We start from the raw sequence: 13,808 nt of genomic DNA, 5'->3' as shown, positions 1-13,808 counted from the left end.
TCTATTATTTTACATTAAGGTTTGTTTTAAATTACCATCCGGGGTTTTGTATGAGATAGCCTTTGTTGACTTCTTTCTGATCAATGGCATATAAATAGCAGTTATCATTCCAAAAACGATGTTCAAATACGTATGGTTCATAATGAATATGAGTTTTATTGCCATCTGTTGAATGAATTTTTAAACCATAAAACTTACCTTTCATCACACCTTCTTCGCCGGCAATGCGCCACCTTCGGATGTCCCAAAAACGATGATCTTCAAAAGCTAACTCCACAGAACGCTCGTTACGGAGCTTCGTTCGGAAAGCTTCTTGTGTCATATTTGCTGGAAAAGCGGGCATTCCTGCGCGTGAACGAATGGCATTGACAGCATCATAGGCAGCCTGCGGCGGAGCACTTTCATATTCATTAAGTGCTTCGGCGTAGTTTAAATAGAGCTCAGCCATACGGAAAACCGGCCATTGGACATTGGCTGTGTTGCTACCATTGACATGTAATATGCGTGGTACCCATTTATGAAGTAAGTGGGATGTATGATCCATCTTCGATTTTTCGGCACCACCTTCAAGGAAATTGATAAACGGAATTTCATCATTCCAACTGCTACTATGATAGGCAACGGTTTGTTTAAAGCGTGGGTCGAGACTATTATAAATATCTATTAGGTTGTCACCTCCATTCATATTCCAATCAGCAGGCTGCCCATCTACACGCTTTTCATAGTGCAGAACGAAATTAAATGTCACGTATAATCCTGCATCTCCCCATGCTTTATTCATAGCCCATGTGGGGAGATTTGCAACCAAAGGGCGGCTCGTTGTTTTGAAATTCCGATACTTCATGTTGCCCAAAATGATTTCTTCATTGTCTGGGATTGTCCACACATCTTCATAGTCTTTATCGGGATTTCCTGTGTTATAAAGATGATAATGGCCAGAAGCTATTGCTGCATCAATAGCTATTTTGGCAGCATCGGCGGCCTTTTTCCAACGCTCTTTATCATAGTTTCCATAGCCAATGAGCTCTTCATTACCAGGAAATGCCATGTAGGGTGTGTCTGTATTAAACAGAGGACTTGCTGCATAAAGCAAAACTCGGGCCTTTAAAGCCAAGGCCGCAATGCGTGTAGCGCGCCCAAGTTTTGCGTTGTCGGTGTAGTAATCTGGCAGATATTGCGTAGCACGATCGCAGTCAATGAGAATCGAGTCAATGCAGTCTGCAAACGAACTACGCGTACGTTGTGAAAAATCTGTCGGATCAATGACATCTCTTACAATAGGCATTCCGCCATAACGATAGACACTTTCCCACAATAACATGGCTCTCATGAAGTAGGCTTCACCTATTGTGCGTTGGTTAAAATCAGGATCTCCCTCATCGAAAGGTACTTCATGAATACGCTTTAAAATGAGATTTGCAACTCGTGTCGTGTGATTTCGTAGATAAAAACGGCAGTCTTCATCCCATGTAAAGTTGCTGTTTGTGTGATTTCCTGCATTCCATGCTGCGTTTCCCATAGCCCAAGTGGCCACATCTTCGCCCTCATCGCAGGCAGAAGCCAGAGTGGAAGATGATAACAAACGGCGATCGGTATTGGTGCTACTCATGCAGAATCCATAGGGCATTCCTTCGGCATAGAGCGTCGTTAAGAGCTTTTCTGCATCTGCACGTGTTGCAAAAACCTCATTCTCTCCATAGTCAACAGACGGCGGAGTCTCTAAGAAATCGGAGCAAGCTGCCAAAAGAACAGGGGCAAGTATCCATGCGATATATATAAATTTCTTTTTCATACGAAAGGTTTTAGAATTGAATATTTAAGCCAACATTGTAGATTTTTTGTAGCGGATAAGTGTTGATTTCTGTTGCACCTCCTTTAGAAGGGGCTTCAGGATCTAAGTCAATCACATCTGTCCAAGTAAACAAATTTGTACCACTGATATAGAGTCGCAAGCTCTCTAACCCTAAAGCCTTGAGTTGATGCTTACGGAAAGTGTAACCAATCTCTACATTTTTCAGACGCAAATAGTTGGCATTGCGAATCCAGAAATTAGAATCTTGATAGTTGTTATCAGTGTCTCGCGACGGACTCATCGATAAACGAGGAAAGTTTATGGCCTCTCCTTGCTCATAACGTTCCTGTGTCCAACGCTCCAAAATTAAGGATTTCGCGCTATTATGGGCATTGATAAAGGGCCACAATGCACGGCCAAAATACTTGATTGATACATGAGAAGCTCCTTGGAAGAGTGCAGAAAAGTCAAAACCGCGCCAGTTACAACCCACAGAAAAACCGTATATAATTTCGGGAGTCGGCGAATATCCGATAGGTACCATATCATACATATCGATTTTTCCATCCTTATTAACATCAACATAACGCATATCTCCTGGTTGTAAACGATTTCCATTCCAACTGCTTACAGGTCGATCAAGCGCATTAATTTCTTCCCATGAATTGTAGAAACCGTCGAAAAGAAGGCCATAGAACTGGCCTACACGCCGGCCTGTACGCATTTGATAAGCATATTTCTCGGGCACTTCATCTTGAAAAAGAATCTTATTGCGCGCAAAAGAATAGTTGAACCGTCCCCAATAATTGAAGTCACGGATGTTATTGCGATAGTTGATGTCAAGTTCAAAGCCGGCATTTTCCATCTCACCCATATTGTAAGCAGGTAACGAAGCACCTATTAACATGGGGGCACTATTACGATTCGAGAGAATATTGTTGCGGCGTTCTTTAAAATAATCGAATGTCATAGTGAGATGATTCTTCAAGAAATTCATGTCAATGCCAATGTTTAGCTTACGTGCTTTTTCCCATGTTAGTAGTGGATTGCCTAAGCGTTTCTCTTCTATCATCTGCGAATAAACCGGATTTGCAGACGATCCAAAGTTGTAACCCGATAGCTTTCCGCTTGTTTCACCATAGACAGAAGGCAGATATAAGAAGCGATCGCCACCAATTTTGTCATTACCTACCTCACCATAAGTTGCTCTTAACTTCATATAAACAGCCCAGTTACTTTTAGGAAAGAAAGGCTCTTCACTGACAACCCAGCCTGCAGAGACGGCCGGAAAGAAGCCAAACCTGCGCCCTGCAGCAAAATTTTCAGTGCCGTTATACCCCATATTAAATTCTGCTAAATAGCGATTGGCGTAATCATAGGTAATGCGTCCAACGATTCCTTGATAGGCATTTGGAACATGATAAGCCAATTTGGGCGCATAATACTTACTTTGATTGTAGAGCAAAAGGGCTGTTGTCTGGTGCTTTCCGAATGTGCGGTTGTAATGAATCCCTGCTTCAAAATACACTTTTCTGTTTTTATCGTATTCAAAACCGCCGCCCCATGTGCTGGCTTCATTCTGAGGAATGAGAACGATTTGCGTGGGATTATTCGGGGCTCGCTTAGGAACAAAGGTTTGCATTGTCTTTACTGAGAGACGTCTACTGTTATAATAGCTATCATAAGAGGTGCTGGCATGAACCGATAAGCCTTTCAATAACAAGCGAGATAGGTCGTATTCAAAACGCAGTGTCGTATTAATAGTGTTGGCATAGGTGTTTTTATATCCATTATTTAATAAGGCTTGCCACGGGTTTTCATCATCAATCGTGTTTTCAAGCCGCACCAATTTGCCATCAACCATGCCGGGAGTTCCCAAAGGAGTCGCCCAAGAAATCTCTTTCCAAAGGTTACTATTGCCGATGCCCGGCGTACGAATATTATTGATTTGCGTTGATAACTGTACAGAAGCTTTAAAGTCTTGTGTAACATCAAAGTCAAGATTTGAACGGAAGTTATAACGTGTGTCTGAGGCGTTTACATCATGATTACGATCAATCTTTGTGTATTTATACATGCCGCCTTGATTGAAAAAGCCGGCAGAGATAAAGTATTTTACACGATCGGTGCCGCCAGAGATATTAAAATTATGTTGTGTACGCAGCGAGACTTTGCGTAAAAAAGTTCCCACCCAATCAGTGCTGGGGTGCATAATAGGGTCAGTTCCGTCGCGATAGAGTTTGATATCGTCGTCAGTAAAGCGTGGAACATAAGCCGTTCCTTTGGTATAAGCATCGTTCTTCAGCGCTTCATTATACATCTCACAATACTGCGCACTATTTAAATAATGTGGTAAGGCTGTAGGCGATTGAACCGCTACATTGCCCGAATAGCTCAAATGAGGTTTGCCTTTCTTACCTTTTCGTGTGGTGATTAAAATCACACCATTAGCTCCACGAACACCATAAATCGCTGTAGCTGATGCATCTTTTAGAATACTTATCGACTCAATCTCGTTCGGATCGAGGCCATTATAATTGGGACGCTCTACGCCATCAATCATCACTAAAGGTGCCGTATTGTCAGAAAATGTACTTACACCGCGGATTAATAACGTGGAATTGTCTTCTCCCGGTGCACCGCTTCGTTGCATTGCAATCAGTCCCGGCATCTTACCTACCAACATATTACTGATGTTTGCTTGTGGTGTTTGTACTAAATCTTTTGTCGTTACCGATGCAATAGCACCTGTGACAGATGCTTTTTTCTGTGTACCATAGCCCACAACCACCACTTCATTAAGGTTATGTGCCTCGTCTTCGTCTAAGGTAATCTTCAGGCTTAAATGGTTTCTTATGGGAATTTCACGCGTAGCAAAGCCGATATACGAAATTGACAGTGTGCTGCTTGTCGGCACTTCTATCTCAAACTTGCCATCAATATTCGTAACAGTACCAATCTTTGTACCTTTTACTAAAACACTGGCACCAATAATTGGTTCGCCATTTGCATCACGAACGACGCCCGAAATCTTGTTTCCCGTTGGCACTTGCATCTTTCCTTCTGATGATTTCGCCTTCTTTTGGTCGGCACTTTCAACCTTTTTCTTCATCAAAATAATAGTGTTGTTGTTGAAAGAAAACTGAATATCTAACGGTGAAAATACCTGACTCAGCGCTTTTTCCAACGGAAAGTCTTTGCACACCAACGTAACTTTTGTTTTAGGTTGAAGTACGTTGTTGCGATAAACAAACGTATAGCTCGTTTGTTTCTCTACTTGTCGGATAAATTGACCCACCTCTTCGTTGTGAAGATTTAGGCTCACATTGCCCCGCTGCGCCAACAATGCGGTCGGTGTTATCAACAGTTCCATGACCAAAAGGAAACGCAAAATACCTTTCCTGCTATTGTTTAGATAGTCTACCATATGTATATAGGTTTTTAGGTTTTGATTTTATTCAATGACGATGTCGCCGCGATTCATCGCATATTTAAATCCGTATTGCATACTCAACGAGTGGAGAACACTTTCTAATGACTCATGATAAAATGAGCCGGTAAGCAGGTCCTCGGCTAACTGATGATTGCGGAGATGAATCGTTACGCCATACCAATTCTCGATTTCACGCAACACTTCGCTGAGGGGTTGGCTGCTAAATGCCAAATAACCCTCTTTCCATCGGGCATCGGTTGCTGTATCATGATTACAGATAGCCATGCGATGGGAGGCCAGATGATAGATGGATTTCTTCCCAGGAGAAAGCCGATAATCACGAGAAAGACCATTGGCTGAAAGACGAACGGCACCCGAAAACAAGGCGGTTTCAACTTCTTCTGAATGGTAACGCACGTTGAATTTTGTTCCCAACACTTCAATTTGCATGTCGTTTACATGCACCCGAAAGGGGCAATCAGCATCTTTAGCCACATCAAAATAAGCTTCTCCTTTCATCAATACCACTTCACGATGCTCTTTTGGCACTACATTATAGCGTAATTGACTGTTTCCGTTGAGACTGATATGCGTGCCGTCGGGTAGTGTGATTATGCTCTTGCTCCCTGCTTTCACGTTCACATAAGTATAGGTGGAACCCGCTGAATGCAGCGGATTGAGCCACCAATAGCTACTGCCGCACAAAGAAATAATCAGCACAATCATTGATATATAGCGTAAAAACTTATAATTAAGCTTATGATGGGGGGCTTTACAAATCTTATCATGAAGACTTTGCAATATTTTTTGCTGTGAATGGTGACTCATTTTTGTTAATTCCGATGATAATGAAAAGTCTTCACACATTAAATCCCACAACACATCATCAGAACATTGAGCTACTTTGCGTTGTAATTGTTCAAACTCCTTTCGAGACAATTGTCCCAGCAAATATTGTTGATATAAAACTTCAATTTGTTCTTCCATAAAATTTAGTATCTAAAACATATACGCAAACACGCAAAAATAATACCCATATACATAACCTTTGTTAACTATTGAATAAAAAATTAAACCGGAAGTGATGTAAAGGAGAAATAAATAAGGGACTATTATCGCATCAATTCTTTTCTGAAGATCTTTAATGTTGATGTTAGGTAATTTTTAACTGTTTGCGAAGATAAATTCAATGATTCTGCAATTTCTTGAATAGGCATATTCTTTTCTCGACTCATCTCATAGATTTGGCAAGCCCGCTTCGTCAAAAGTCTTTTTGTTTGCTGCAATCGGTCTATAAACTCATGGTAAACAACCTCCTCTTCTGGTGTTGGTAATGGAGAAATTTTATTGCATGATTGACGATACTCCTCAAAATCAATATGTGCAATTTGTTTTCTAAATCCATCAATTATCAGATTGCGAGCTATTGTGAATAATAGGGCATGAACGTTTCCATAACAATTCAATTGTCGGCGTGTGTTCCATAATTTTAAGAATGTCTCTTGCACAATATCCTCTGCAAGTACATTATTTCTAGTTTGTACTAACGCGAAGCTATACAATTTATTTGAATAATTTATATATAAATCAGAGAAAGCATCATAAGATCCTTCTTTTAGTTCTGCAATATATCCATTATAATTGTCTTTCATAGAAATGAGAATATTTACTGTCAAACAATTAGAAATGGGAGCAAATGAATTAAAGAAAGCAAATTTCGCCAAATGTATTGAAATAATTTGTAACTCGTTTCAGCTGATCTTGGTACCAATGAGAACCTTTCATACATTAAGTTCCACATCACCCCGTCTGAGATTTGAGCAACTTTACACGGCATTTGGTCAAATTTCACTATAGGCAATGGCTCCATCAAATATTGTTGATTTAAATTTACTATTTGTTTTTTCATGAATATAAATAAAATACGTAGAAAGATAAATAGAATACCTATTTGTAACTATTATTAACAATTAGTATCGTCCTTGATGATCAAATAATAAAGGTCTGATGCTGTTGCCACTGTTGACAAGATCCTTATTAAAGTCAAGGCTTAACAGTACGAAATGGGGCCGTCTTTGCGCGCTGATCAAATGGGTAAAACGATAAATCCCGGTATAAAGTATTGTGGAATACAGCAACAGCGATAGCAGGAGTGACGGCAACCAAACACCCGTAGACATAGTCTTCTGGCTATCATCAAACATTACCATTCTTGTCTTTCCTTATCTTTTGTTGCCAACCTCTTATGTCAACAGCGGTCACCAACGTTGGTATAATCAAATTTTTGATACACAAAAGTAGTCAAAATCGAACATATAGCAAAATTATTTTAGAGATTATTCATTGATTATTTAGCCATATCTTATAAAGACTCCCATAGAATAAAATATCTGTATTGCCTATAGATAAAGATTTATATGTCTTTAATTTATTTTTATATATCGGACAACAATATAAAAATATATTCCCCAAACTTTTTTATTTTTCAAACTATTGTTTTTCATCAGGAAATTATTATCTTTGTAACATAGAATAGGTGCTCTTTGAGGCAATGCAGAATAAAGAATGGGAAAGAAACTTGCTCGTTTCCACCTCGTAACCCATTTATTCTTTATTCATTATTAGTTTACTGATTATCTGAAAGATACAAATTTATGGAATCTTTTGCGGGCGTAGTCTGTTGCGATAAGCATCTTTGCCTTTTCCTCGCTCTCACTCAGAGGTGCTCGTCCCAAAAGCGTGGCATCGCCACTCTTGGCAAACTCCATCAGCTTTCCGATAAAGACTTCCTGCTCGGGTGTCGGTGGTATGTTATGCAGTATCTCATTCTTCTCCGGTCTGTCGATACCGATGTCCTTGGCAGTGCGAAAATCGCAAATCTCCGCATAAAAGGCAGCCAACTCTGGCACCTTGATAAATGTTCTGAACCGTTCCTTCTGAATGATGTCGTTTGTGATGGAGAATTCATAGTCAGTCGACTTCTTGGCAAAGACGGCTGCCCATGCGTCAAAACTGTTGATACCTTGCCTCTCCAAAGCTTGCGGACGCAGATACTTGAAAAGAAGATATAATTCCGTCAGACTATTTGAAATTGTCGTTCCCGAAAGGAAAGTCGCTCCCAAATCCTTGCCCGACCGTTCTTGTATGGTACGAATGGCAAAGAGCATGTTTAAGGCACGCTGTGAGCCGTCAGGATTGCCCAAACCCGACACACGGTCATGGCGTGTGTTGAACATCAGGTTCTTGAATTGGTGCGATTCATCAACAAAGAGGTGGTCGATACCCATCATCTTGAAATCTACGGCATCGTCCTTGCGCTCAGCGATACTCTCCTGTATGTTCTGCAACTTGGCTTCAAGCGTCTGTTTGCGCTTCTCCAGTCCTTTGAGCATCCCACGGGAGATGTCTCTTCCTTGTTGTCGCAACACTTCGAGATTCTCTTCTACGGAGTCCAGTTCCTTTTGCATAATCGCTTCCTGTATCTCCAAGGTCTGCGGTATCATACCGAACTGTTCGTGCGTAAGGATGATACAGTCCCAGTCGTTGTTCTTGATGTCGTTGAAAATGCGTTGTCGGTTCTGCTTGTTGAAATCGTTCTTGCCCGGATATAGAATCCTTGCATTGGGATAAGCTTTCCTAAAAGTGTCGGCAATATCGAATACGTTTGCCTTCAGCCCGATAATCATCGGTTTGTTCGCCAAACCCAACCGTTTCATCTCGTAGGCTGCCGTACACATGATGGGTGTCTTGCCTGCCCCCACCTCGTGGTCGCAGATGCCGCCACCGTTGGTTTTGAGCATCCACACGGCATCTTTCTGACTCTTGTAGAGGTCGGCAATGCCCAACCGTCTGAGGTCAAGGTCGGGAAACGTCTGGTGCGTACCGTCAAAGTTGGGTCGCACAAAACAGTTGAAAAGGCGATTATAACGGTCAGAGAGTTGTTGCTTGAACGTGTCAGGTGTGCGTCCGAGCCAATCAACAAATCCCTGTCTGATTTCCTCAATCTTGGCATTTGCCATCTGTATAGCATGTCCGTCCCTTACTTTGATGGTCTTAGTCTCTCCCGTAACCTTGTCCGTCACCTCCTTACTCTTGTTGATGTCGGGAATGGTATTGTGCAGGGCATGCTTCAAGAGATTGATACCGTCATAGCGGCGGAACTCACCCTGTACGGCATAAAAACTAATAACCTCCGAAAAAACTCTTTTCTCAAAGTTTTTTTTCTATCTTTGCCGTATCTTTTGTTAAGCAATCATATATTTATGGTCGTGCATACAGGAAAATAGCAAATATTAAAATAAAGAAACTATGGATTTCATTAAAAACAACAAAGAGTTACAAGAATGGCTGGTAAATTACATCACCGACTCCATTCACGGATTTGAAGCAGAAGATTCTGCAGAGTTCAATAAGTGGGCTAAGAATTTCCAAAAAGAGGAAGCTGAGTTTGTCGTGAATATGGAATTTGGAAACGACTGGGGATATGATGAGCGCAAGGAAATTCCACTGAAAGAAGCGAAAGAGTATGCAAACACTTTGATGAAGAAGATTTTAGAGAACTGGTATTTGTAATATAACTTAAATAGTCAATAACTTATGAAAAAGTTTTTATTCTTTTTACTTATTCTGCCGATTCCTTTTTCGGGAATGGCACAGACAGTAGGTAAAAAACAAGAAAGTACATCAGACAGCCAAGGCAAGAATATATCCGCTTTGCTTTCAAAGATTGACACGTTGCTAACCACAAACAATATGTTGTTAGAGCAAATAGAAATAGATTCTTCCCTAAAAGGGAGATTCAAACTCTATAAAACAGAAAATATTTACAACTTCTTGGAGTTAGACACGAAAACAGGAAAGATACAACAAGTGCAATGGTCTTTGGATGAGAAGGAAGAAGGCTCTGTCGTAATTAACAATGTAGATTTATCATTGGGAATGGGTTATGGTTCTGGCAGTTTTGAGTTGTACCCGACAAGCAATATCTATCAATTCATTCTAATCGACAAGACTGATGGACGTAAATGGCATGTTCAATGGGGACTTGAAAATGCCAAACGCTGGATACGGAACATAGACTAATTTACGAAACAATCCCTCTCTCCACTTGGACGGAAGAGAGGGATTGTTACTTTTTACGGATGCTCGTTATTTCCGCCACTCGAGCCAACGCCCGGCGGCTTGGCCTTCGCCATACGCCTCATGATTTACCACAAACCACAACTATATATGGGAAAGAAACACGATGCAAATTTAAGATTTTTTATTTAAATATCAAGCGAATAGAGGTGTAAATTGTTAATTCGAGAAGAAATTATTTGCAATCAATCTGGAAGAAGGTTTTAGTTGAGTTTCAGAAAGCTATTAAGTAATATTCAAAAAGCTCCTAAGCTTTCGGCAAAAAGCTCTTAAGCTTTCTTCAAAAAGCTCCTAACCTTTTTCTAAAAAGCTTAGGAGCTTTTTCCTGTCAGTTCTTGGTTTGATAAAATTTTATTACTATCTTTGCTGTTGGTTGCCCATGACAGCCACCTTTGTGGGTCTTATGGTCTCAAACTCACGCAAGGCTAACAATGCAGACCGACTTTGTGTATACTATGGCAAACAAGCCTTTACAATTTATTCTGACTGAGCGCAAGCTCAATGTGGGCAAGGCGGGTGAGAAAACCGTACAGATTGCCCAACCTACGGGACGACACCGTGTGGATTTCCGCAACTTCTGCGAACGAGTGGCTAAGTCTACTACTTTCAATCCACAGGAGGTGGCAGCAGTTCTTAATCTTGCTACTGAAACGGCTCGCGACATTGTGGCTAATGGCGACATCGTGGACTTTGGTGACCTCGGTACGCTGAAGCCATCGTTCAAGAGCAAAGCCGTTGAAGTGGGTACGCCATTCCGTGCGCAGGTGCATATCGAAAAGCCTGTGGTGCGACTGGTGGTATCAAACAAGTATTTCACGCTGACCGATGTTACTTATGAGCAGGTGGCGAAGAAGGAGGCTAAGAAGAAAGAAGGGAAGGGTAACGGGAAAAAGAAACCTGAATCTGAGGCTCATCCATAAAGCGTGCTAATGCTTCGTGGAAAGAAATCATAAACTTTGTGAGTAAAAAGAGAGGCTGCTCTGGCAAGTTGATTGCTGGAGCAGCCTTTTTTTAACTTCAAATGTGCGCTTTCATGCCCATAGAAGGGGCTAAACATCGTCTTACCTGTAGGTTTGTGGAGGCAAGTGCGTCTGAGATAGCAGGAAACGATACGGGTATCGGTATAGAAGGAGGTTAGTACACTTTGCGTTACCTTTATTCGCCCGTGCTCATCAACTCGTCTTGCGACCGATTCCACTGTAAGCCGGCTCTGACTGCGAAGTGCAGCGAGTGCAGTCTGTGCCGATGCTTCACTCTCATAGTCTTTACAGCCAACGGCTTTCAGCGACAATCCCTCTTTTTCTGTGAGAACGGATAATTTCCAATAGGGCACGGAAGAAAAATCACGGTTCTCAATGTACCGACGGCAGACCATTGCCAAAGTCGGGGTCTGTACCCGTCCCAATGAATAGCCTCCCCTGCGGGCGATGGACAAAGCACGACTTGCATTGATGCCCACGAGCCAGTCGGCTTCACTTCTTGCCTTGGCAGAATGATAGAGATTGTCGTAACAGTTTCCAGGTTTGAGATTGGAAAGTCCCTCACGAATAGCCTTGTCTGTGAGTGAACTTATCCAAAGACGGTCGTAAGGCTTTTTACAATCAAGATATTGATAGATGTAGCGAAAGATGAGTTCACCCTCCCTCCCCGCATCGGTGGCGACAATGATGCGGTCAGCCTTGTCAAAACAGGAGCGTATCACCTTGAGCTGTTTGAGTGCTGATGGGTCTGATACATACTCCTTATCCTTACGTACCTGTCGTACCACTAACTGAAAGGGATTGGGACGAATGGGCAGGTCTTCAGCTTTGTAGGCAGAAAAACCATAGGCTTCGGGCATGGCAAGGGCGATGAGGTGTCCCATTGCCCAAGTAACGAGATACCCACTTCCTTCTAAATATCCGTCCTGCTTGTTGTTTGCCCCTACGATGCGTGCAATGTCTCTGGCTACCGAGGGCTTCTCGGCGATAATACAAGTTGTCATAGTGTGATTTGATTTTAAGGTTACATCTTACGTCCACGGGACTTCTTCTGTTTGTTCTCGTCCTGCTTTTGCTTCTGCTCAGCAGTAGGCTGTGTCTGTCCAGTTTTGAGAGGCTCTTTCACGTTCTTGGTGGCTTCGTTGGTCTTACCGTGGTTGTTTACGGCTACCTGCGTCTTGTGTTCTTCCGCCACAGCTACGACCTTTTCTTTGCCGGTTTCCTGCTTCTTGTCAGGATTCCACTTGTAAAAACGTGGGCGGTTCTGTTCCTTGTCCATGCGAACGTATGCGTTGAATGGTTGTCCCTGTTTGTCCACCATATTCTTTAGGTATAGCGTACGACCGCTATCTAAGGCTTCACGCTGTTTTTCTGATAGTTCCAGTCCGCATAGCTTATGTGGGACGCCTTGCTGCTGTGTCTGTTTGTGTTCCTGTCGTTCTCTTAAACTCTTGTTGTCGCCAAAGATGAACTCAATGCCCTTTCGCTCGGCATTGACTTGCAAGGTTGCATCGAACGTCTTGCCGCTCTTGGCGGTCATGCCCTCCACCTTCACGGCTTTGCCTTCCACAAGGTCTTTATACTGGGCATCGGAAAGGGTAACGCCCTTGATTTCCTTGGGGATGTTCACACGGTCGGCACGCAGGGCTACAATCTCGTTGGTCTGCGGGTCGATGGAGACGTAGGCGGCAAACGGTTCCCCGTTCTTGGGGGTTACCTCAATGGTCTTGCCGAGATTACCCGTAGTGAGGAGCTGCTCCTTTTCTTCGGGAGAGAACTTGTAGCCCATATAGGGAAAATCGAGTTGCGGTTCCTTTCTCAAAGGATGAATTGCCAAACCAATATTGCCGTTATCGTCCGTGCGGAACGCAAGGCGTGCTTCAGTGTAGATGGTGGTGTCGCCGATAGGAACAGCAATTGTGATGAGATTACTCTTCTGCCAGTTAAGCATTTTTTCCAGTTCTCCACTCTGTTCCAATCGTTCACGGGAAAGACCGAGATTGTCGAGCATCTTCCAATCCACCTTTTCGGGGTCGATAGCGGTGGCATTCTTCTGCTGGGGCAGATAGTCCTCAAAGGGAATGCCCATCTCTGCCAGTTGCTGTTTGTTTTCCGGTTTCTCTCGGCTTTGCAGCATGGTGCGCAGGTTATCCACACCCTGCTCCACATTGTCTGCCAATACCTTGTACAGTCCGAAATGAGTCGGGTTATTGAACTGTTTAAGGAAGTTGGTCATGAAGTTCTTCAGAAGTCCATCCTTGTTGTTGAACTTCAAGAATGCGGCTTGATTGGCAGCGACAGCCTCAGTTGTTTTAAGGTTTCCCTTATCGTCAACACCAGAAATTACGGAGAGTTTTCCCGCTTCCTTTTCATTCTTCATTTCCGTGCGGTCTTCCAAGACCAGCACATAGTTGTCATTGCTGTTTGATTCCATAATTTGTTACTATTATATGTATAGAGTTTC

At 42.4% G+C, this 13,808-nt stretch carries 8 protein-coding genes and 2 pseudogenes; 3 read left to right on the top strand and 7 right to left on the bottom strand.

The window, feature by feature from the left end:
- Positions 1-31: 31 nt before the first annotated feature.
- The 5 genes and pseudogenes from H164_RS0110815 to H164_RS0110790 all read right to left on the bottom strand — a co-directional run.
- On the bottom strand, positions 32-1,792 hold the full coding sequence (locus tag H164_RS0110815) for a RagB/SusD family nutrient uptake outer membrane protein (RefSeq protein WP_019968630.1): 1,761 nt from the start codon (positions 1,790-1,792) through the stop codon (positions 32-34).
- A gap of 10 nt (positions 1,793-1,802) precedes the next feature.
- Positions 1,803-5,165, bottom strand: a complete 3,363-nt coding sequence (locus H164_RS0110810; RefSeq protein WP_019968629.1) for a TonB-dependent receptor — start codon at positions 5,163-5,165, stop codon at positions 1,803-1,805.
- Between the two features lie 81 nt (positions 5,166-5,246).
- Positions 5,247-6,212 (bottom strand): FecR family protein, encoded by a 966-nt coding sequence (locus H164_RS0110805; RefSeq protein WP_025830156.1) that lies wholly within the window; start codon positions 6,210-6,212, stop codon positions 5,247-5,249.
- Between the two features lie 125 nt (positions 6,213-6,337).
- A complete protein-coding gene (locus H164_RS0110800; RefSeq protein ID WP_025830155.1) occupies positions 6,338-6,877 on the bottom strand; it encodes an RNA polymerase sigma factor in 540 nt (179 codons plus the stop codon).
- A 981-nt stretch (positions 6,878-7,858) separates the two neighbouring features.
- A pseudogene (locus H164_RS0110790) lies at positions 7,859-9,403 on the bottom strand (DUF2958 domain-containing protein); the annotation flags it as partial.
- 130 nt (positions 9,404-9,533) lie between these two features.
- Between H164_RS0110790 and H164_RS0110780 the strand changes: the two are divergent.
- From H164_RS0110780 to H164_RS0110770, 3 genes are all read left to right on the top strand, one after another.
- Positions 9,534-9,797: a hypothetical protein gene (locus tag H164_RS0110780; protein WP_018911409.1), complete on the top strand. Its 264-nt coding sequence runs from the start codon at positions 9,534-9,536 to the stop codon at positions 9,795-9,797.
- Between the two features lie 24 nt (positions 9,798-9,821).
- Positions 9,822-10,307 (top strand): hypothetical protein, encoded by a 486-nt coding sequence (locus H164_RS0110775; protein ID WP_019968622.1) that lies wholly within the window; start codon positions 9,822-9,824, stop codon positions 10,305-10,307.
- Positions 10,308-10,819: 512 nt separating this feature from the next.
- Positions 10,820-11,284, top strand: a complete 465-nt coding sequence (locus tag H164_RS0110770) for an HU family DNA-binding protein (RefSeq protein WP_019968621.1) — start codon at positions 10,820-10,822, stop codon at positions 11,282-11,284.
- A 254-nt stretch (positions 11,285-11,538) separates the two neighbouring features.
- Here H164_RS0110770 and H164_RS14585 read toward each other — a convergent pair.
- Positions 11,539-12,348 (bottom strand): annotated as a pseudogene (locus tag H164_RS14585) (DNA topoisomerase); the annotation flags it as partial.
- A gap of 20 nt (positions 12,349-12,368) precedes the next feature.
- Complete coding sequence (locus H164_RS0110760; protein ID WP_019968619.1) at positions 12,369-13,778, bottom strand: DUF4099 domain-containing protein; 1,410 nt, start codon at positions 13,776-13,778, stop codon at positions 12,369-12,371.
- Positions 13,779-13,808 lie beyond the last annotated feature (30 nt).

The organism is Segatella maculosa DSM 19339 = JCM 15638 (assembly GCF_000382385.1).
GTDB lineage: Bacteria > Bacteroidota > Bacteroidia > Bacteroidales > Bacteroidaceae > Prevotella > Prevotella maculosa.
Note: the sequence above shows the minus strand (reverse complement) of the source record. Positions and strands in the feature narration are given on the sequence as shown.

Excerpts from the sequence above, each read along its gene's own strand:
- H164_RS0110815 (WP_019968630.1), bottom strand. The coding sequence starts at position 1,792 with ATGAAAAAGAAATTTATATATATCGCATGGATACTTGCCCCTGTTCTT.
- H164_RS0110810 (WP_019968629.1), bottom strand. The coding sequence starts at position 5,165 with ATGGAACTGTTGATAACACCGACCGCATTGTTGGCGCAGCGGGGCAAT.
- H164_RS0110805 (WP_025830156.1), bottom strand. The coding sequence starts at position 6,212 with ATGGAAGAACAAATTGAAGTTTTATATCAACAATATTTGCTGGGACAA.
- H164_RS0110800 (WP_025830155.1), bottom strand. The coding sequence starts at position 6,877 with ATGAAAGACAATTATAATGGATATATTGCAGAACTAAAAGAAGGATCT.
- H164_RS0110780 (WP_018911409.1), top strand. The coding sequence starts at position 9,534 with ATGGATTTCATTAAAAACAACAAAGAGTTACAAGAATGGCTGGTAAAT.
- H164_RS0110775 (WP_019968622.1), top strand. The coding sequence starts at position 9,822 with ATGAAAAAGTTTTTATTCTTTTTACTTATTCTGCCGATTCCTTTTTCG.
- H164_RS0110770 (WP_019968621.1), top strand. The coding sequence starts at position 10,820 with ATGGCAAACAAGCCTTTACAATTTATTCTGACTGAGCGCAAGCTCAAT.
- H164_RS0110760 (WP_019968619.1), bottom strand. The coding sequence starts at position 13,778 with ATGGAATCAAACAGCAATGACAACTATGTGCTGGTCTTGGAAGACCGC.